Source organism: Acetobacter fallax (assembly GCF_011516735.1).
GTDB classification, from domain to species: domain Bacteria; phylum Pseudomonadota; class Alphaproteobacteria; order Acetobacterales; family Acetobacteraceae; genus Acetobacter; species Acetobacter fallax.
Genome location: NZ_WOSX01000001.1, coordinates 128978 through 147960, shown reverse-complemented (window position 1 = coordinate 147960; position 18983 = coordinate 128978). Strand labels below are relative to the sequence as shown.

Below are 18983 nucleotides of genomic sequence, written 5' to 3'. Positions count from 1 at the left end.
TCTTTCCTTTTGTCGATCAGTCTCTTACAGCGGCAAAACGGCGCACAAAATCAGTCAGCGCCTGAATAGCAACATCCACATCCCCGGAAAGAACAGCTTCAGCCGGGTTATGACTTATGCCCTGTTCGCAGCGAATAAACAGCATGACCATGGGCACGAGACGCGCCATGATCATTGCATCATGCCCCGCGCCGCTTACCAGTATCCGGGCCGGTTGTCCGGTCACATCGGAGACCGCCGCCTCAAGCAGCCGCAATAGTTCCGGATCACACGGCACGCCGGCCAGATTTTCTCGCGGAATAATCTCCGCTTCAATTTCCCGCCGGGCAGCAATGTTTTCAATCAGCTCAAGTATGGATGCAACAGCAGCATCCCGCGTGGCGGCGGACCCGGCCCTCGCATCGATCGTAAAGACAACATCACCCGGAACAACATTAACCACGCCGGGCCAGACCCGCATCGATCCGACCGTGGCGACCAGACCATCTTTTCCGTCATAAGACTGTGCAATTTTTTCAATCGCCAGCACGATCTCCGCAGCTGCCGCCAATGCATCCCGTCGCAGTCCCATGGCCATCGTGCCGGCATGCCCGGCCGTACCATGCAACTTCACCTCGTATCGACGCTGAGCGGCAATGCCACTGACCACCCCGATTGCCCGCCCCTCGGCTTCCAGTACCGGCCCCTGCTCGATATGGGCTTCGACGTAAGCCACGAGATCAGATTCACTGCGTCGGGCCGCGGCCATCCCGAGCGGCGTCAATCCCGCCGTTGCGAGAGCATGGGAAATGGTAACGCCTTCGGAATCCCGGAGATCTGCGAAAGCCGCGTCGGGATCGTCCTCCTCCAGGACGCCGGCAACAGCACGCGTGGTCAGCATTGTGACCGGAAAGCGCGATCCCTCTTCATCACCGAAACCGACGATCTCCAGCGCGAACGGGAAGCGCTCGTCACGCTCGTGGAAGCCGGCAACGACTTCGATGGCGGCGATAACGCCGAGCATTCCGTCGTAACGGCCCCCATCACGCACGGAATCCAGATGGGAACCAAACAGCAGCGCGGGTGCGTCCGGTGTCAGCCCTTCGTAGCGGCCGATCAGATTGGCGGCGTTGTCTCGCCGGACGGTCATGCCCGCCGCCCGCATCCAGCCCGAAACGGCTTCCACCGTGGCATGAAACCCGGGTCCGAGCCAGGGACGGAACAGGAGATCGACCTCATCACTAAACGGCACTTCACCCAGCAGATCACAGCGTGCGACAGCACGCATTCCGCCAGGATGCTGTTCCGTTATCGGCTCTCCGCTCACCACGCCGCGACGCCTCCATCACTTCGCGGATCAGTCGCCCCTTCGATCACGCCGTCTGTATGACGCACAAGGGCTCCCGCATGCCCCATCATGGAGGTGAATGGCCCGACGCGTTCAATAGCATGTCCGGCAGCACCAAGCTGGCCAATAAGTCCGGGCGCAAAACGATCCTCATATTTGAGCGTCACGCTTTCCTGGCCCCATGTCTTTCCCAGCAACCAGCGTGGTGCTGTTACAGCTGCCTGCAGACCCATGCCATACCGGGCATAACGCGAGAATACCGTTGCCTGGGTCTGAGGCTGCCCCTCTCCGCCCATTGTTCCGTAAACCATCGTGCGGCCATCATCGAACCGTGCCGCGGCAGGATTGAGAGTGTGAAAAGGCTTCCGGCCGGGACGTAAGGCATTCCAGCCCGCCTCGGTCAGACGGAAGCTCGCGCCACGATTCTGCCAGACGATTCCTGTCTGCGGCAAAACAACGCCGGACCCGAATTCGAAATACGTGCTCTGTATCATGCTGACCGAAAGCCCGGTTGCGTCCATGGCTCCAAGCCAGACCGTATCACCCGCCTGAGATGGATGCGGCCAGGGCGCCGCCCGCTGCGGATTGATTGCTGAAGCCATAGCGTCAAGCGCCGCCGGATTGTCGAGAATGGCCTGTGCTTCAACAGTCATATAGGCAGGGTCACCAACATGCGTATCGCGATAACGAAAGGCCTGTTTGGTCGCTTCGATCAGACCATGAATATGCGCGAAACTCTCCCCTTCATCGGCTTTCAGCCTGTCAAAAATCGCCAGAATCAGGAGCGAAGCGACACCCTGTGTCGGCGGTGCCATATTGAAAAGTGTGGCATCGTGAATACGAACTGAAAGCGGATCGCGTAACTGAGCCTTGTGGGCAGCGAGATCAGCCGCACTGACCGGACTTCCCGCTGCGGCAAGGTCAGCCGCGATACGCTCCGCCAGAGCACCGTCATAAAAGCTCTGCAGTCCGGTTGCAGCCAGTTCCTGAAACGTTGCCGCCAGCGCCGGATTGCGCAGAATTTCACCCTCCAGCAAAGGCCTGCCATCCGGTTCAAAAACAGCCGCATAACCCGGTGCAGCTGTCAGTTCGACAGATTTCTCGTGGGCAATCGCGGCGCCCCCGCCCGTGACAGGCACGCCATCCTCTGCATAACGGATGGCCTCCGACAGAAGCTGTGCAAGCGGTAGTGTGCTGCCTCGCTCCGCAGCAGAGCGTTCAAGCGCGAGCGCCCAGCCAGAGATGGTTCCGGCAACAGTATTCGCTGCAAGGGGACCTCGCCACGGTACCGCGCCAAGCCCAGCTTTTTTATAAAGATCCAGATTGGCCGCCATCGCCGCGCCACCGCACGCGTCAATCGTTTCGGTACGACCATCGGGCCAGCAGATCAGCCAGAACCCATCACCGCCAATCGACGTCATATGAGGGTAAACGACAGCCAGCGTTGCTGCGGTTGCGACAACCGCTTCGATGGCCGACCCTCCGGCGCGAAGCACCTGAAGCCCCGCCTGCGATGCAAGATGATGGGGCGCTGTCACCATGCCACGCAGGGACCGGGCTGTGTGCAACATAAGCGTCAGACCTCGCTCTCACCGGAGGTGCCACGTAACGGGTATCCAAGCAGACCAGCATGTTCCAGTGCTGCCCCGATGGCAAAAAGCGCCTGCTCCTGACCTGGCGCCGCGATGATCTGCACTCCGAGCGGGAGGCCCGCTTCAGAACTGGCGTCACCACTTTCCATGGGCGCCAGCGGTGCAGCTAAGATAGGAAAACCCCCAAGGGTCAGCGGCTGCGTAAACAGGCCGAGATTAGCGCGTGCGGAAACTGCTTTTCCGTCCACAATGATTGTCGGCTGATCGATACGTGGAGCCGGCCCGACAGTCGCGGGTGCGATCAGGATATCTGCATCGCTGAACGCGCCATGCAGATGCTCCCGGAACCAGTTACGCAGCCGGTGAGCCTGGATAATGGGCGATGCTGGCAGCAATGCTCCGGCCATCAGCCGGTCACGCGTGGCCGGATCATATTCCATGGCACGGTGACGCAACCGGGGCAGATGCAAATTCCCCCCCTCGGATGCCGTGATGATGAATGCGGCAGCACGGGCGCGGGCAACTTCGGGCAATTCGACAGTTTTCGTGCTTTGCAGGAAAGACATGATCCGCTCGATACCGTCGATAAGGCCAGAGGCAAGATCACGTTCAAACCAGCCCCCGAGACGCGCTACACGCAATGTTCCGACGTCTGATGCCGCATCCGCAGCCCTCCCGTCCATTGCTTCAAATGCGAGTTTCAGATCCCCCGATGTCCCCGCAAATGGCCCGATCGTGTCGAAACTTGCAGCGAACGGATAGACGCCCTCGAGCGGCAGGCGCCCTTGCGTGGGGCGCAGACCCCATACGCCGCAGAGCGATGCCGGAACACGGATTGATCCATTGGTGTCAGATCCCAGCGTGATCGGCAGCATTCCCGCAGCGACCGCTGCTGCGGAGCCGCCGGAAGATCCACCAGCCAGCCGGGTTGGATCTCGCGGATTTTTCGTTGTGCCGTAATGAGAATTCTCGGTCGCGAAGCCGTATGCGAACTCATCCATATTCAGTGTCGCAACGGGAATTGCTCCGGCCGCAACAAGCCGCCTTATGACGGCTGCATCCTGCTTTGCCGGTTCATTGTCCTTCAGCACTGTGGAGCCAGCCGTCGTGATGATCCCTTCCACATCGAAAAGATCCTTCACGCCAAACGGAACGCCGGCCAGCGGCCCTGTTGGTTCCCCTGCCCTAATCCGTGCATCAATTGTGTCAGCTGCACGCAATGCCCGCTCAGACAAAAGGCGCGTAACGCAGCCATAAGCAGGATCATGCGTTTTCAGAGTATGCAACGTGGTTTCAATGACTTCCCGCGCTGTGCGCAGACCGAAACGAATATTGTTAGCGAGCGTGGCGGCGCGCAATGTCATGGCACATATCCGAACGCGGGCTCACAGTCGTCCGGAAGAACAAGTCCGTCTACAAGAGTGACATATCCGCGCAGCAGTTCAGTATTAAAGACCACGCCCGGCAGACAGTCATCAGAGATCAGAAGATCGACCTGTCGCGCCATAACAGCAACGTCGCTCGCTGTTGCGAGAACTCCGGCACGCAGTTCATCCTCAGACTGTGTCCCGGCCATAGCTTTTCTCCTTACTGCTGCACCTGCATAATCGGCACTTCGTGTCCGGAACGCCGATTATTTTCGCCAGCGTAACCTCGTTTCGTTTTCCTCGCGATACCCCTTGAGATCATACAGGTGATTTACACAATACAGACCTTCAGTCCCCGACCGGTGGTTCGGTGCTGACGAGTTCAGGTGTGTCATAAGCAAGCAGACTGTCCAGGTGATACTGCCCGTCAGCAACAAACAGATCACGAATCAGGCCACGTGCAAGACGCTCCACGCCAAACCGCATGCCGCTGATAGACGCTCCTGACAGGCCCATGCTCGGCGTAGCTGAGAAAGTGAAGTTATGGATTGCCGCCAGCATTGATGCTTTTGGGTCCGAAGCCGTTTTCGGCAGAAACTGATACACGTCACCAAGGTAAGGATGAGCCGCGATCGTGGCATGATCTTCGCCTTCCGGTGGCGTAAACCGGTCCTTCCAGAGCGCCACGGACGATGAAAAAGACGCCGTTTCGGGGCGGAGCGACAGATCGACGGTAAATCCTGTGCCGATAATCACAAAATCATAACGCTTCTCACCCTGAGGTGTTGACACTACGATTTCGTCACCATCCATCCGCACGGCGTTCCAGGGGCACCCTGTATGGAATGCAAAATTCTCATGGCGGCGACAACGCCAGAATGTGTCCTGCGGTGGCGGCTGATTCAGATCATAAATGTGAGCCATGAAGCGCCAGCGCAACAGATCCGGCAGCGCGGCGAACTGAGAGAGAAAACCGGTATTTTCCATCCAGCGATAAGGATTTACTGACGGCACAACCTTACGGCGCAGACAGAGATCAACTGAACCCACGCCGGCTTCGAGCGCTGTCGCGGCGTTATCGAAAGCAGAGGCTCCTGCACCGAGAACGCCAATACGCTTCCCGCGCAGCGCTTCAAAATCGATCGTGCCGGATGTATGCGCGAAGCGTTCACGCGGAAGACCGTTACGGATGAAAGCCGGCGTGTTCCAGCAGCCTCCGCCATCGATACCTGTCGCCAGCACCAGTTTGCGCGCATAGCGCGTAATGGTATTCCCCTGCGTATCCGCGAAAGTGAGCCGCAGCACGCCATTATCCCATTCGACATGCTTAAAACTACGGTCGTTTTCGACTGGCAGCTCCAGCGTGTCACGATACCAGTCGAGATAAGCCTGCCAGTCCTGGCGCGATATTTTATTAAGGTCGTCCCAGGCATCCTCTCCGTAACATGCTTCAAACCACGCTCGCGGCGTCAGGCTCGGCACACCGAGATCAGGACCGGTGACATATTTTGGAGTGCGCAGGGTCACCATCCGCGCAAAAGTAACCCACGGCCCCTCGCCGCCACGATGGGCACGGTCAAACACGCAGACATTGTCAACATTGAGTCGTTTGAGAGCAAAAGCCGCAGCCAGACCACCCTGACCGGCACCGATGATGGCAACATCAAGCACTGGCTGACCGTTATGCTCCGTATGGCGCATCCATTCCGCGCGCGGATAACGGATCAGATCGAGATCACGTCGCGCTTCCTCTGAAAGTGCACTGAGTCGTGTCGTGTCATGTCGACTTTTAGCAGGTTCGGCCATTCCTTGCGCTCCGAGATCGTTCTGCGCTCGCACCATATATACTTTGTATCGCATGGTTTGTCGCGCTTTGGAACGGATGGTCGCGCCCCCCGACACGACCGAGTGATCCCCCACTCGCACCATCCTGAGATCGAAATTAACTGCCTGAGATGGTGCCTCGTCCAGTACAATATCCTGACCGACCTGTTGCTGAAAACGCAACACTCTGAATATATGCAACAGACCATCTGCCTGTAAAAAGAGACAAAAATATCAGAAAACAGTTAGTTAACAGCCAAAGCAAAGATGATACGGATCATCAGGGCATTCATATCGACCGGTTCAGAATGCGCCAGTTTTTCGTTTTTGATGCGAAATAATTTGCGCGGCGAATTATAATGTTGCGCGTGTCAGAAATATTAACATCGTGTGGCCCTGCTTTTCCGGACGAAAACGTGTCAGAAAACGCAGGGCATAAATATCCGGATGCCTGCCCGATCAGAATTACGCGTCAGGCGGAGCCATGAACTCAGGACCAACCGGGTCAGGGATATCGCGGCTCAGAATCTCATCAATCGTCTGGAAATCCTGCGCACTTAGCGACCAGCCAAAAGCCTCATCAACACCACTGATCTGCGCCGGGCGACGTGCGCCCCAGAGTGCTATGGTTGGACCACGATCAAGCACCCAGCGAATAGCCAGCGCCAGCAGGGATTTACCGTGCTTGTCGGCCACAGCCTTCAGATCATCCACTGCTTTGAGATAATGACCAAAACGAGGCTCCTGAAATTTTGGATCACCACTTCTCAGGTCATCTTTGCCGAATGTCGTTTCCGCGGTCATCTTCCCCGACAGCAGGCCACGGCAGAGCGGGCCGTAGGCCAGAGCAACAAGATCGTGCTTCCTCGCGTAAGGAAGAATGTCCTTGTCGATTTCCCTTTCGAAAAGATTATATGGAGGCTGAATCGCCGCCAGCGGCGCCTCGGCTCGAAATGCATCGAGTTGCGCCACGGAGAAGTTACTCGCACCCAAGGCGAGGACTTTGCCTTCTTTTCTGAGATCCTCGAGTGTCCGCGCGACGTCCGCGATGCTGACCTTCGGGTCTGGCCAGTGCACCTGAATGAGGTCGATATGATCGGTTCTCAGTCGTTTCAGCGAGTCTTCAACTTCCTGCCGCAGTCGTTCCGGATGGCTGTCACGAAAAACTTTCCCATCTTTCCAGTTGAGGCCAAGCTTGGTTGCAAGAAGAACTTTATCCCTTCTGCCCTCAACAGCTTTTCCAACGACCTCCTCAGAATGACCAAAACCATAGACCGGGGCTGTATCGATGAGGTTGAGACCAAGCTCCAGCGCCTCATGAACCGTCTTTATGGCATTCTCGTCGTCCGGTCCGCCCCACATCCATCCTCCGATCGCCCAGGTTCCCAGCGCGATCCGTGATGCCGGAAATGGCAGACCCGGAATCGTGATTGTCTCGATGCTCTGCGTCATCAGAGTTTCCTTCTTTTCCAGTAATGACACGCAAATGGAGCCATACGCTCCGTAAGGCGAAAAGCCTCTCCACAACGATCAGTCTGAACGAGATCGCCCAGCCTTCAAATGACCAGGATCAGGAGAGACTCAGCCAAAGCGACGCACTAGTTCGGCATACAGGCGGTCGAACGGCAGATTTTCCGTCTGTGCGCTTTCTTCGAGATGAACGTCTTTAAGGCGCTGGAGTTCAGAAAGAAAAAACACCTGAGATTGTGGTGCAGGTGGCACCACAGAGCCCTTTGGTGTTGTCGCATTCGCCTGCAGCAGGACATTGATCTCATTACGCAATTCTTCGTTCAGATCGTGACAAAGTCCGGTAATGTTTCCTGGAACGGGACCATGGCCTTCGGCAATCCACCTTGCAGCCAGAATAGCCCGCATTGCCGCTATAAAATCGCTGCTCGTCGTATTGGTCCCGAGCCCCCATCCACCAAAAAGTTTCTTCGCGTGACCTAGTTCCTGCCGGAATTCCAGTGCCGGCTGCCATCTTCTGGCCAGCAGATTTTGGAGGCGAGCCAGAACATCTGCGTCTGCCCGGTAAATAACGGCACTTCGGAGCCATGCCGTTTCGTCAGTCGCCCCTGTCTTCATGGTTTTCAGAAGGCGACCAATGTCCCATCCCGTCAGCGTAAAATCATTCGAGACCGGAAGCTGAACATGATCAGCACCCGGCGTCAGGCGCAGATACCAGTCAAGAGCGTGAATATAAACGAAACGAATACAATGAGGACTATCCAGGGTCGGTGTGCCCTTGCCACGGAGACCAGAATCCATGGCAAGAACAATTCGGGCATCAAGAGATTGCTCAATCTGCTCCAGTGAACGCTCAACGACCTCCCCGATTTCCGAACTGACTTTACTGATTTCATTCATTCCTGGCCTCGTTGCCCACCGCTTAGCCGACATGAAACACGGGATTCGTTGAAAAACAGCGAATTCCGTCTCACCAACAGTTTATGGAAGCAATGTCATTTCCAGTAAATGAAGCGTCAACACTCAGACAACCTGCCTGCGTCTGTTTTTTGCGACGAATTCAGCCGCCAGTCACACTCATATGGCGCGCTGGTCCCTGCACGGTCCCGTTTTGATCAGAAATAAGAAAATCATGACGTGCAGGCTTATGAGCAAGGGCAACATCAATAGCAGTATGGATGTCATCATCCGAACCACCATCCCTCATGATGCCTCTGAGATCTGTGGCGTCTTCAGAACCGAGGCAGGTATAAAGCTGGCCGGTGCAGGACAACCTGACGCGATTACAGGTCTCACAGAAATTATGACTAAGCGGGGTAATGAACCCTAGTCGGTGCCCGGTTTCCGCGATCCGCACGTAACGCGCCGGGCCGGCTGTGCGGACATCTGTCGCCTCCAGTGTCCAGCGCCGCGACAGGTCGCGTCTGATGTCAGACAGGGGAAGATAGTGTTGGCGACGATCCTCTCCTGTCTCCCCCATAGGCATGGTTTCAATCAGGCACAAATCCGCGCCGGTTTCTCCACACCAGCGAATGAAATCATCGAGCTCATCGTCATTCACACCGGCCATCACTACGGTGTTGATCCTGACCGACAGGCCTGCTTCGCGGGCGGCCCGGACGCCACGCAATGTCTGGTCAAGACGACCACGACGCGTGATTCGTGCAAAACGGTCTGAGTTGAGAGAATCGAGACTGACGTTGATTCGCCTGATGCCGGCATCGGCCAGAGCCCTGGCATGTGCGGGAAGCTGACTCCCATTTGTTGTCAGAGTCAGTTCATCAAGTTTGCCCCGGGTATCGAAATGGCTGTTATCTGACTGAAGCCAGTGTCCCATCCGGCCAACGAAATCATCAATACCCCGCCGAACGAGAGGTTCGCCTCCCGTCAGCCGGATCCGCCGGACGCCCCGACGGATAAAAATCGCACATAGTCGCTCAAGTTCATCAAAATCGAGTACGTCCTGGCGCGGCAGAAACACCATATCTTCGGCCATGCAGTACACGCAGCGCATATCGCACCGGTCCGTCACCGAAACCCGGAGATAGGAAATGTGTCTGCCACTTCTGTCGATCAAACTGGACTGCATTAGTACTGTATAGCGCAAAACCTGGACGCAGGTGAAGGCTCAGGCGACGCACGGCACGTCTGTCAGAATAATGAATGATGCGGACATGACGGTCAGGCTGAAGATGAAATATTTATTTGAAAATCAGAGCATTACAGTGGTCTGTTCAGACCGCTCATCGCCGGCATGCTGGCGGAATTTTCTCAGGACACCTCAAGAGTCACAATTCTGGCGTCGATTGTGACTTTGCCGGCATGCTCGAAATTTACGGTTACCCGCGAGCCGATAGCAGACTGAACCTGGCCTGTACCCCATTCGGGATGATCAGGGTGTATCACCCATTGACCAGGCTCGAGAAAGGAGCGGAAAGCACCCTGATCTGACATGGTGTTTCCGCTCCGTCATGCGAGCAGTTAGTGACCCGCGTTTTCACCGGAGAAATCAGGCTTCTCAAGCCCGGACTTCTCAAGCTGCACAGTCAGAGCCTGCTTGAGATTCTCCAGCCCCTGTGTGCTCTTGCCCTCACAACGGGCAACGAGAACAGCCTGGGTATTGGAGGCACGCAGCAGCCACCATCCATCGGGTGTATTCACACGCACGCCGTCAATCTCGGAAACGTCAGCACCATCTTTACGGAGACGCTCAGCCACCTCCTCGATCACTTTGAACTTGCGATGATCATCGCAGTCAAACCGGATTTCCGGGGTAGAAATCGTTGCCGGCAGAGCCTCACGGAACGCGGAGAGCGGCTCCTTCATGCGGGCAACAATACCAAGCACGCGGATCGCGGCATAGATTGCATCATCAAAGCCATACCATTTATCGGCAAAGAAGATGTGACCCGACATCTCGCCTGCCAGCGGCGATTTCGTTTCTGCCATCTTCGATTTGATGAGCGAATGGCCCGTGCGCCACATCAGCGGCTCACCACCGGCCTTCTTCACCTCGTCGAAGAGCACCTGGCTTGCTTTCACATCGGCAATGATCGTGCCGCCCGGATGCTGCTTCAGCACATCACGCGCCAGCAGAACGAGGATCTGGTCACCCCAGAGAATCTCGCCCTTGTCATCAACAAGACCGATACGATCCGCATCGCCGTCAAAAGCAATGCCGAGGTCAGCCTTATCCTTTTTCACGACATCAATGAGCTGCGCCAGGTTGCTGGCCACTGTCGGATCCGGATGATGAGCGGGGAAGTTACCGTCAACTTCGCCGTTCAGGATGATATGCTCACCTGGCAGCTTAACCAGCAGATCCTTAAGCACGTCGCCGGCGACACTGTTGCCGTTATCCCAGACAACCTTCAGTTTACGATCGCCGCCATCGTAATCTTTGAGCAGGCGCGTGAGGTACTGTTCTTTGATATCGATGGTTTTAACCGTGCCCTTCGCCTCAGGCACGACTTCACCTGTATGCGACAGATGCCCCAGATGCCGGATCTGCTCGCCAAAGAAAGGCTTGCCGGCCAGCATCATCTTGAAGCCGTTATAATTCGCCGGATTATGGCTGCCTGTCACCATAATGGCGCCGTCTGCTTTCAGCGTGACGGAAGCAAAATACAGCATCGGAGTCGGTCCGCGGCCGATGCGAATGACATCCGCACCTGACGCAACCGCACCATTCACCAGCGCCTCTTCAAGTGCAGGAGATGAAAGCCGTCCATCATAACCAATGACGACGGTTTTTCCGCCATTACCGATCACGATGCTCGCGAAGGTACGGCCGATTGCATAGGCGTCCTCGACATCCAGCGTCTTTCCGACGATGCCACGGATGTCGTACTCACGGAGGCTTGTCTGCTCGAAAGTATGTTTAAAGCTCATGATGCGGCTCCGTCATATTTCTTCAGAAATGTACGAACATCATCCGCCAGTTCGGGGCGCTCAAGCGCGAAAGCGATCTGTGCTTCGAGGAAGCCGATCTTGTTTCCGCAATCGAACCGCTTACCTTCATAGCGCAGACCGTGGAATGGCGTTTTACCGATCGTCTTTGCCATCGCATCTGTCAGCTGCACTTCGCCGCCCGCGCCTTTTTCCAGCAGAGCCAGGAAGGGCATGATTTCAGGGGTCAGCACGTAGCGTCCAATAATGGACAGATTTGAAGGCGCGTCTTCCGGCTTCGGCTTTTCCACCAGACCGGTGATCTCGACGAGCTTGCCGTCATCCTTGCCAGGCTTGAGGATGCCGTAGCGGTTGGTGTGCTCGCGCGGCACTTCTTCAACTGCCACCACACTGCCGCCGGTTTCATAATAGGCGTCAGCCAGCTGTTTGAGGCAGGGAACGCCGGACTGCACGATATCATCAGGCAGAAGAATAGCGAACGGGTCGTCACCGATGAAGCTGCGGGCACACCAGATAGCGTGCCCGAGGCCAAGCGGTTCCTGCTGGCGCACGGCAATGAGCGAACCAGCTTCGATGCTGCTGGGCTCAAGGGCTTTGAGCGCCTCGACCTTATTGCGCTCGCGGAGCGTGTATTCGAGTTCGAACGCAACATCGAAATAGTCGATCAGAGAATCTTTGCCGCGACCGGTGATCAGGCAGATCTCTTCGATCCCTGCCGCACGCGCTTCGTCGACCGCATATTGTATGAGGGGCCTGTCCACGACAGGCAGCATTTCCTTTGGCATGGCCTTGGTGGCCGGAAGGAATCTGGTGCCCAGACCGGCAACTGGCAGGACGGCTTTACGTAAAGGCTTTGTCACGAAATGGTACCTTCATCCATGATGCGGTAAACAGGGCGCACGACAGGCACACACCCAAAGCGGATGCGCGACTGTAGATCGGTCTTATCATTTCGTTCTAGTGGCGAGGGGAATTAAAAACGCAGCGAATGCTAACATATCGTTAGCAATGCTGATCTGACCTGCGGTCAGAGCATTCCGCCCCGATGCCGCATTACAGACAACGATTTTAAATAAAGACTGTGTCCCGAAAAAGGATCACTGGTGCGGCCGAGAAGACTCGAACTTCCACAGGGTTTCCCCCACAAGCACCTCAAGCTTGCGCGTCTACCATTCCGCCACGGCCGCCCGTGACAACCGGCACCATCTGAGTGATACCGGAGGAGTGGAGGGGCGTATAACCCATGACTGACCAGGCTGCAACGGCAGAACTTACGATTCGTGAAGAAGAATTCGATCCGGTATTCCGCGATGAGATCGACGGCGGTGGCAGGTCGGTTTTGTGGGAACGATCCGACGGATTTGTCCCTTATCCGGTCGCTCTTGGCCGGATGGAGAAAATCATCCGGGGGATTCGTGCGGACAATAAGCAGGAGCGAATCTGGCTCCTTGAACACCCTTCGCTGTTCACCGCAGGAACATCAGCAAAAGAGACTGATCTCTTTAACCCTCGCGGATATCCGACCTATCCGGCCGGTCGCGGGGGGCAATGGACTTATCATGGTCCCGGCCAGCGGGTGGCCTATCTGATGCTTGATCTCTCACAGCAGCATGGCCCGGTTCCGCCGCGGGATCTCCGTGCCTATGTCTGTTTTTTGGAAGCCTGGATTATCGCGACTCTGGCCCGCTTTGGCGTAAAGGGAGAACGCCGTGACGGGCGTATCGGTGTCTGGGTTGTTGACCCGCGAACCGGGACCGAAGCAAAGATCGCGGCCCTGGGTGTGCGGGTTACGCGGTGGGTAAGCTGGCACGGAATTTCACTGAATGTGGATCCGGATATCTCGGCATTCGAGGGAATCGTGCCGTGTGGAATCACAGAATACGGAGTCACAAGTCTGCAAAAGCTGGGGATCGCCACCGATATGTCTGCGGTAGACACTATTCTGCGTGAAGAGTGGTCCCGACTGATCTCTGGCGAGGCAACATGCGTATCAATCTGAGGATACCAGCATGATGCCGGCAATAATGCAGGGCACGTTGCGCATCGGCCATGCCACCCTGGCCAGAGCTCAGTTCAACCCGGCATCGGCAGAAACCGGTTTCCTGGTGCTGATCTGAAAACCCTCCGCACCGGAATCAGAACGTGACGAATTCAAAGGAGATGATTAACGATATCAGGAGATGGAAACTCACCTGCATCAATTCCCGGTATGATTGCCGGAAATGGGGATAGCTTGACTTCATTGAAGCTGTTTTTTGCGGGCGCATGCCTGGTGCTGATTTTCTCCCCGATCGCAAAGGCAGCGAATCCGGATGCTTTGTGGCATATCGTGCATGAGCGATGTGCTCTGCAAACGGGTTCTCAGGGAAATGTCGGCCCCTGTACCGTTATGGACATGCCTCATCGGATTGCGGTCCTGAAGAGTATTGAAGGCAAATCCCAGTATCTGCTGATTCCGACTGACCGCGTTCCTGGCATGGAAGCGCCTGCTTTGCGCGATCTCCGCACTCCTGATTATTTCGCTCATGCTTGGACGCAGGCCACACGAGTCGGCGAAGGATATGGAGTGCAGCTGCCGCGAGAGGATGTGGCGCTGGCAATCAATTCACAGGACGGGCGATCGCAGAATCAGTTGCATATTCATGTCGAATGCATCCGGCCTGAGGTGAAAGTCGCTCTCTATTATATGCGTGACAGAGTGGGAAATGACTGGGCTCCCCTTCCCGCTCCTCTGCTTGGACATCCTTACCGCGCCATGCGTGTAGAGGCTTCATCCCTCGCCGGGGTGAAGCCATTTCTCCTGCTGGCCCGCTCGCTCAGGGATCCGGAGCATGAAATGGGTCACCACACGCTGGCAGTCGTGCCAGAAAAATTCGGTGGAAATCGCCAGGGTTTCCTGATTTTAGACGATGTTGCCGAACCGCTACGTAAGGATCGCGGCTCGGCAGAAGAACTCCAGGATCATAGCTGTGCGATTATCGAACAGGATCCACTCGTCACCGCAGTCCACCATCCATTATGACGGCTTGCGCCACTGCCCTGCAATAATAACCTGTTTTCAGATGTCTTCCTAAGTCCGGCATCCTGATCATGACCACAGAAATTACATGGTCGTCGAGCCCCTGCGAACCAGCATCTCGCACATACAGATTCCGGAATTTGTCGTCCGGTTTTCCGGAACGGGCACGGCGCCTGTGATGCCGCTCAATCCCAATCTTTATTAATTCAGAAACAGTTTTACCGTTCTGAACACTACGTTCATCAGCCGGAAAATTCAGAACGAGTTACAGATTCGGCCCAGTCCAGCCAGGGAAGAAGCGCCTCAATATCGCTCAATTCAATCGTAGCTCCACCCCAGATCCGCAGCCCTGGCGGAGCATCGCGATAACTTGCGATGTCGAATGCTACACCTTCATCATTCAGCAATGCGGCAATGCGCTTCGCCGCCTTTGTCTGTGTCTCTGCATCAAGTGCCATGAACCAGGGGGCCGTAATACGCAGACAGATTGATGTGCCGGAGCGAATGCCGGCTTCTTCAGCAAGAAAACCGGCCCAGTCCGAAGATGCCTGCCATTTCGCCACCGCCGCAAGGTTTGCCTGGCTCCGCTCTTTAAGTGCCTGCAATCCACCTGCCTCTTTCGCCCATTTCAGGCTGTCGATCGCGTCCTCAACGCAGAGCATGGAAGGTGTATTGATCGTGTCTCCCCTGAAAATGCCCTCAATAAGTTTCCCTTTCGAGGTCAGGCGAAATATTTTCGGCAGCGGTCGCGGCGACGGATAAGCCTCCAGACGGGCAACCGCACGCGGCGACAGAGCCAGCATACCGTGCGCGGCTTCGCCACCCAGTGCTTTCTGCCAGGACCAGGTAACGACATCGAGTCTGTCCCAGGGGATATCCATCGCAAACGCAGCCGATGTTGCGTCACAAATCACCAGACCATCATGCTGCGCCGGAATGGCGGCGTCATCCGGGAAGCGTGCGCCGGATGTCGTCCCGTTCCAGGCAAGCACCACATCCCGTGACCAGTCAACGACGGAAAGATCAGGCAACTGACCATAATCAGCCTTCAGCACACGAGCATCAAGGCCAAGTTGTGCCGTAATATCAGTCGCCCAGGTCGCTGAAAAACTTTCAAAAGCCAGAACGTCAACGGATCGGGTTCCGAGAAGAGACCACAATGCCATTTCAACCGCTCCGGTATCTGACCCCGGAACAATCCCAAGGCGCCAGCCTGCTGGCATCCCAAGAATTTTCGCTGACCGGTCGATGACTTCCCTGAGGCGTGCCCGCCCTTCCGGTGAACGATGAGAGCGCCCGAGAAACGCCCCGGAAAGCGACTCAATCGTCCAGCCTGGTCGCTTGGCGCAGGGACCGGAAGAAAAATTGGGATTCGCGGGCCGGGTATCGGGCTTGCGAAGAGGAGTGGAGGCTGGCGATGCGGTGACTGTCATGACCCGTCCGGACTGAATGGTGCGAAAGGGGGGATTCGAACCCCCATGCCTTGCGGCGGTCGATTTTGAGTCGACTGCGTCTACCATTCCGCCACTCTCGCAACAGGGGTCTCTTTACCAGCAACCAGCATACGGGGAAAGATCCCGATCACGAGCACACTGGCAGATTGCCCGAAATGACCTTGAGTCACCTCGGACGCACCTGCACAAACCCGCATGGTTGCCTGAGGATTTATGTCATACACCAGACATGCTTCGACACTGAAACGCACTACTACTTCACATTCCGGCTGCAATGTTAGCGCGCACCGGGCAAGCCCTGCGCCCTGCGGCAACCACACCAGCTCCCGGTGCGGGTTGTTTCCCTGAGTTCTGATCTCACAGAAGCTTTTCGGACACTCGCGGTATCGTCACACATACCAGTACCGATATCGGGCTGGCGGAGTGTTGTTATGCGCATCGCCTACGTCATCAACTCTCTCGAAGGTGGCGGTGCAGTAGCCGGTCTGAAACCTGTCGCCTCATTTTTGCAGGCCTGCGGCCATTCAGTGACCGTCCTTGCTCTGACACCGCGCGATCGTCAGGCAGAAAGCTGGCTGGTCAGTACCGGATTTAACGTCATAACCCGCGAAGGTGGTGAGAAAGATCATCTCGGCGCTCTGCGATGGCTCAGCCACGAAGTGAGAAAACTGGCTCCCACGCATATCTGGACCTCTCTTACGCGTTCTACTCTGCTCGGTCAGCTGGTTGGACTTCAGCAAAGCATTCCTGTCGTAAGCTGGCAGCACAACGCCTATCTTAAGCGTGAAAACCTTGCTCTTCTGAAATTGACACGACAGTTGTCCTGCCACTGGATTGCCGATTCAGCATTCGTAGCCACCCTGACTCGAGAGCGCCTGTCCCTGCCTGATGAACGCGTCAGTTGCTGGCCAATTTTTTCAGTCTCTTCGGACGCTTTGCAAACTCGCCCGTGGCGGCGGGGAGAGATCATCCGCATCGGCTCTCTGGGCCGCCTGCATCCCGCCAAGGGCTACGATGTTCTGTGCGAAGCATTACGCCTGCTCCCGCGGGATATCCTGCCGCCTTTCGAGATCACCATCGGTGGCCAGGGGAAAGAGAAAGCCTGCCTGCTTGAAACGATCAGAAATGCTGGTCTGAGCTGCCTTCGTCTGGACGGTTTTGTCACTGACACACAGGATTTTCTCGCTCATCAGCATCTTTATCTGCAACCCTCACGCCGCGAAGGATTTTGCATCGCTGCGCACGAAGCCATGCAGGCAGGTCTGGGCGTTCTTGCCTCATCCGTCGGAGAGCTGTCACATTCTGTGATCGATGATGTCACGGGCTGGAAAGTTCCTCCCGAAGACCCTCATGCGCTGGCTGAAGCACTCATCAGAATATTGCAGCAACCGGAACGCCTCGAAACCGTCGGCGCAACAGCCCGGGCACATGTACTGAAGGAATTTAGCCATGCCCGTTTCCAGGAAGCAGGCCAACGCGCGCTGGAACATATTCCGGGTGGCACAAACAGTGGCAGCGTTACTCAGTCAGGCAGCAATCCGATTTCGGTTCTTTCGGATGCTGCCTGAACAAACCCGCTCAGGGCCAGCAGAATTCTCTTTCCGGCGAATAAAATAAGTTCGTGCCGATGTCGTCGCAAACTCCGGAAACGGCGTACAACCACACGGGGCAGAAAAAGCGGATTACGGCTATCGTGCACCCGGATCGTAATATCCAGAGATACCCGGCCGGTAACGATCGCAGCGACATGTGCGCCGATATCCATGCTTTCACCCATGAAGTGACCGTTTTCTTCAGGATATCGGCGCCAGCTTTTGTCCGACCATTGAAACCGGCGTCGCTTCATCATCGCTTATGAGAGTAATCAGTTCATAAACGATGCCTTTGAAACCGAAAATCATCGGTGCCATTATGCAAAAAGACAGTCTTTATAAACGTAAAGTTTCAGTATCGTTTTGCTGTCCGATCGCGAGAGACCTGGTCCGGATGATATAAAAAGACATGTCCTGAGAAACCGGACCTTTAAAAATGCCACGCAATACTTAATCAGGCGAAACTCCGAGCATCAGTGCGATATTCTGAATAGCAGCTCCTGAAGCGCCTTTCCCGAGATTATCAAGCCGGGCCGTCAGTACAATATGCTGATGCTGTGCGTTGCAATGAATCCGAAGCTCCATCTTGTCCGAGCCGGCAAGAGCATCAGCGATCAGCGTGCTTTCTGCCTCGCAGACACTGATAAAAGCAGAGTCACAATAATATTCTTCCAGAATTCGCTTCAGATCTTCCGCACGTGCATTTCGATTCAGCAGATCGAGATGAAGCGGGACAGAAACGATCATTCCTCGCGGGAAATGTCCGACAGACGGCACGAAAAGTGGCCGGCGTGTAAGGCCGGCATGCCGTTCGATCTCCGGAATATGCTTATGTGCAAGGCCAAGGCCATACAGCAGAAACGGTGGACCGCCATCGCGCTCCTGTTCCTCAATCATGCCCCGTCCGCCGCCGGTGTATCCGCTGACCGCATTGATTGCGACAGGAAAATCAGATGGAACAACACCCGCATCGATCAGCGGTCTCAGCAATGCGATGGCACCTGTGGGATAGCATCCGGGATTGGAGACACGGGCCGCCTGACGAATGATTTCCGGCTGATCGGATGACAACTCAGGAAAACCATAAGCCCAGTCGGAAGATGTCCGGAATGCCGTGCTGGCATCAAGCACCTTCGGAGTGCGACCGCCTGACGCAGCCATGCTGTCGATCATACCGACAGCTTCGCGCGAAGCTTTATCAGGCAAACAAAGCACGACAAGATCACACGCCGCCATCGCATCTGCCCGCGCCTCGGGGTCTTTGCGTCGCCGGGGATCAACCGAATGGATCTGCACTGGCAGCGAGAGCAGACGCTCGCGTATCCCGAGCCCCGTTGTGCCTGCTTCTCCGTCAATGAAGACGGTCGGTTTCTGTGCCATCAGCCGTTTCCCTGCCCTGCGGTCTCTCAGAGTTCTTTGGCCATGTTCTATA

General features: G+C 56.1%; 16 protein-coding genes and 2 tRNA genes. 3 read left to right on the top strand and 15 right to left on the bottom strand.

Going from position 1 to position 18983, the window contains the following annotated elements:
* Window positions 1–16 precede the first annotated feature (16 nt).
* From GOB85_RS00685 to GOB85_RS00630, 12 genes are all read right to left on the bottom strand, one after another.
* The gene (locus tag GOB85_RS00685) at window positions 17–1306 is read right to left on the bottom strand and encodes an allantoate amidohydrolase (RefSeq protein ID WP_338421614.1); all 1290 of its coding nucleotides are present in this window, start codon (window positions 1304–1306) and stop codon (window positions 17–19) included.
* The gene (locus tag GOB85_RS00680) at window positions 1303–2898 is read right to left on the bottom strand and encodes a gamma-glutamyltransferase family protein (protein ID WP_173575688.1); all 1596 of its coding nucleotides are present in this window, start codon (window positions 2896–2898) and stop codon (window positions 1303–1305) included. The genes GOB85_RS00685 and GOB85_RS00680 overlap by 4 nt, the downstream gene beginning before the upstream one ends.
* A gap of 5 nt (window positions 2899–2903) precedes the next feature.
* The gene (locus tag GOB85_RS00675; protein WP_173575687.1) at window positions 2904–4283 is read right to left on the bottom strand and encodes an AtzE family amidohydrolase; all 1380 of its coding nucleotides are present in this window, start codon (window positions 4281–4283) and stop codon (window positions 2904–2906) included.
* Window positions 4280–4495 (bottom strand): DUF4089 domain-containing protein, encoded by a 216-nt coding sequence (locus GOB85_RS00670; protein ID WP_173575686.1) that lies wholly within the window; start codon window positions 4493–4495, stop codon window positions 4280–4282. Before GOB85_RS00670 ends, GOB85_RS00675 begins: the two co-directional genes overlap by 4 nt.
* A 139-nt stretch (window positions 4496–4634) precedes the next feature.
* A complete protein-coding gene (locus GOB85_RS00665; RefSeq protein ID WP_242011215.1) occupies window positions 4635–6092 on the bottom strand; it encodes an NAD(P)-binding domain-containing protein in 1458 nt (485 codons plus the stop codon).
* 483 nt (window positions 6093–6575) lie between these two features.
* Window positions 6576–7562 (bottom strand): aldo/keto reductase, encoded by a 987-nt coding sequence (locus GOB85_RS00660; protein ID WP_173575685.1) that lies wholly within the window; start codon window positions 7560–7562, stop codon window positions 6576–6578.
* Between the two features lie 129 nt (window positions 7563–7691).
* On the bottom strand, window positions 7692–8477 hold the full coding sequence (locus GOB85_RS00655) for a DNA polymerase beta superfamily protein (RefSeq protein ID WP_173575684.1): 786 nt from the start codon (window positions 8475–8477) through the stop codon (window positions 7692–7694).
* A 160-nt stretch (window positions 8478–8637) separates the two neighbouring features.
* A complete protein-coding gene (moaA, locus tag GOB85_RS00650) occupies window positions 8638–9666 on the bottom strand; it encodes a GTP 3',8-cyclase MoaA (RefSeq protein WP_173575683.1) in 1029 nt (342 codons plus the stop codon).
* 182 nt (window positions 9667–9848) lie between these two features.
* Entirely contained in the window at window positions 9849–10031 is a 183-nt protein-coding gene (locus tag GOB85_RS00645) for a DUF3553 domain-containing protein (RefSeq protein WP_173575682.1), read from the bottom strand.
* Window positions 10032–10058: 27 nt separating this feature from the next.
* Window positions 10059–11468: a phosphoglucomutase/phosphomannomutase PgmG gene (pgmG, locus tag GOB85_RS00640; RefSeq protein WP_173575681.1), complete on the bottom strand. Its 1410-nt coding sequence runs from the start codon at window positions 11466–11468 to the stop codon at window positions 10059–10061.
* Window positions 11465–12346, bottom strand: coding sequence for a UTP--glucose-1-phosphate uridylyltransferase GalU (gene galU, locus GOB85_RS00635; RefSeq protein WP_173575680.1), 882 nt, complete (start codon window positions 12344–12346; stop codon window positions 11465–11467). Before galU ends, pgmG begins: the two co-directional genes overlap by 4 nt.
* A 241-nt stretch (window positions 12347–12587) precedes the next feature.
* Window positions 12588–12673 (bottom strand) — tRNA-Leu (locus GOB85_RS00630).
* A 56-nt stretch (window positions 12674–12729) separates the two neighbouring features.
* On the opposite strand from GOB85_RS00630, the gene lipB reads away from it, so the two are divergent.
* The gene (lipB, locus tag GOB85_RS00625; RefSeq protein ID WP_173575679.1) at window positions 12730–13485 is read left to right on the top strand and encodes a lipoyl(octanoyl) transferase LipB; all 756 of its coding nucleotides are present in this window, start codon (window positions 12730–12732) and stop codon (window positions 13483–13485) included.
* 234 nt (window positions 13486–13719) lie between these two features.
* Window positions 13720–14508 (top strand): CDP-diacylglycerol diphosphatase, encoded by a 789-nt coding sequence (locus GOB85_RS00620; protein ID WP_242011180.1) that lies wholly within the window; start codon window positions 13720–13722, stop codon window positions 14506–14508.
* A 239-nt stretch (window positions 14509–14747) separates the two neighbouring features.
* On the opposite strand, the gene GOB85_RS00615 is transcribed toward GOB85_RS00620, so the two are convergent.
* Together GOB85_RS00615 and GOB85_RS00610 are read right to left on the bottom strand one after the other, a co-directional pair.
* Window positions 14748–15938, bottom strand: a complete 1191-nt coding sequence (locus tag GOB85_RS00615; RefSeq protein WP_173575677.1) for a phosphoserine transaminase — start codon at window positions 15936–15938, stop codon at window positions 14748–14750.
* A gap of 17 nt (window positions 15939–15955) precedes the next feature.
* Window positions 15956–16039 (bottom strand) — tRNA-Leu (locus GOB85_RS00610).
* Window positions 16040–16390: 351 nt separating this feature from the next.
* On the opposite strand from GOB85_RS00610, the gene GOB85_RS00605 reads away from it, so the two are divergent.
* Window positions 16391–17527 carry a glycosyltransferase family 4 protein gene (locus tag GOB85_RS00605; protein ID WP_173575676.1) on the top strand — a complete coding sequence of 379 codons (1137 nt, stop codon included), beginning with the start codon at window positions 16391–16393 and terminating at the stop codon, window positions 17525–17527.
* 474 nt (window positions 17528–18001) lie between these two features.
* Here GOB85_RS00605 and argC read toward each other — a convergent pair whose 3' ends face one another.
* Entirely contained in the window at window positions 18002–18931 is a 930-nt protein-coding gene (gene argC, locus GOB85_RS00600; RefSeq protein ID WP_173575675.1) for an N-acetyl-gamma-glutamyl-phosphate reductase, read from the bottom strand.
* Between the last annotated feature and the right edge of the window lie 52 nt (window positions 18932–18983).

What these genes read in the sequence shown, in the direction of transcription:
- GOB85_RS00680 (WP_173575688.1), bottom strand. Translation starts at nt 2,898, where the DNA reads ATGTTGCACACAGCCCGGTCCCTGCGTGGCATGGTGACAGCGCCCCAT.
- GOB85_RS00675 (WP_173575687.1), bottom strand. Translation starts at nt 4,283, where the DNA reads ATGACATTGCGCGCCGCCACGCTCGCTAACAATATTCGTTTCGGTCTG.
- GOB85_RS00670 (WP_173575686.1), bottom strand. Translation starts at nt 4,495, where the DNA reads ATGGCCGGGACACAGTCTGAGGATGAACTGCGTGCCGGAGTTCTCGCA.
- GOB85_RS00665 (WP_242011215.1), bottom strand. Translation starts at nt 6,092, where the DNA reads ATGGCCGAACCTGCTAAAAGTCGACATGACACGACACGACTCAGTGCA.
- GOB85_RS00660 (WP_173575685.1), bottom strand. Translation starts at nt 7,562, where the DNA reads ATGACGCAGAGCATCGAGACAATCACGATTCCGGGTCTGCCATTTCCG.
- GOB85_RS00655 (WP_173575684.1), bottom strand. Translation starts at nt 8,477, where the DNA reads ATGAATGAAATCAGTAAAGTCAGTTCGGAAATCGGGGAGGTCGTTGAG.
- moaA (WP_173575683.1), bottom strand. Translation starts at nt 9,666, where the DNA reads ATGCAGTCCAGTTTGATCGACAGAAGTGGCAGACACATTTCCTATCTC.
- GOB85_RS00645 (WP_173575682.1), bottom strand. Translation starts at nt 10,031, where the DNA reads ATGTCAGATCAGGGTGCTTTCCGCTCCTTTCTCGAGCCTGGTCAATGG.
- pgmG (WP_173575681.1), bottom strand. Translation starts at nt 11,468, where the DNA reads ATGAGCTTTAAACATACTTTCGAGCAGACAAGCCTCCGTGAGTACGAC.
- lipB (WP_173575679.1), top strand. Translation starts at nt 12,730, where the DNA reads ATGACTGACCAGGCTGCAACGGCAGAACTTACGATTCGTGAAGAAGAA.
- GOB85_RS00615 (WP_173575677.1), bottom strand. Translation starts at nt 15,938, where the DNA reads ATGACAGTCACCGCATCGCCAGCCTCCACTCCTCTTCGCAAGCCCGAT.
- GOB85_RS00605 (WP_173575676.1), top strand. Translation starts at nt 16,391, where the DNA reads ATGCGCATCGCCTACGTCATCAACTCTCTCGAAGGTGGCGGTGCAGTA.
- argC (WP_173575675.1), bottom strand. Translation starts at nt 18,931, where the DNA reads ATGGCACAGAAACCGACCGTCTTCATTGACGGAGAAGCAGGCACAACG.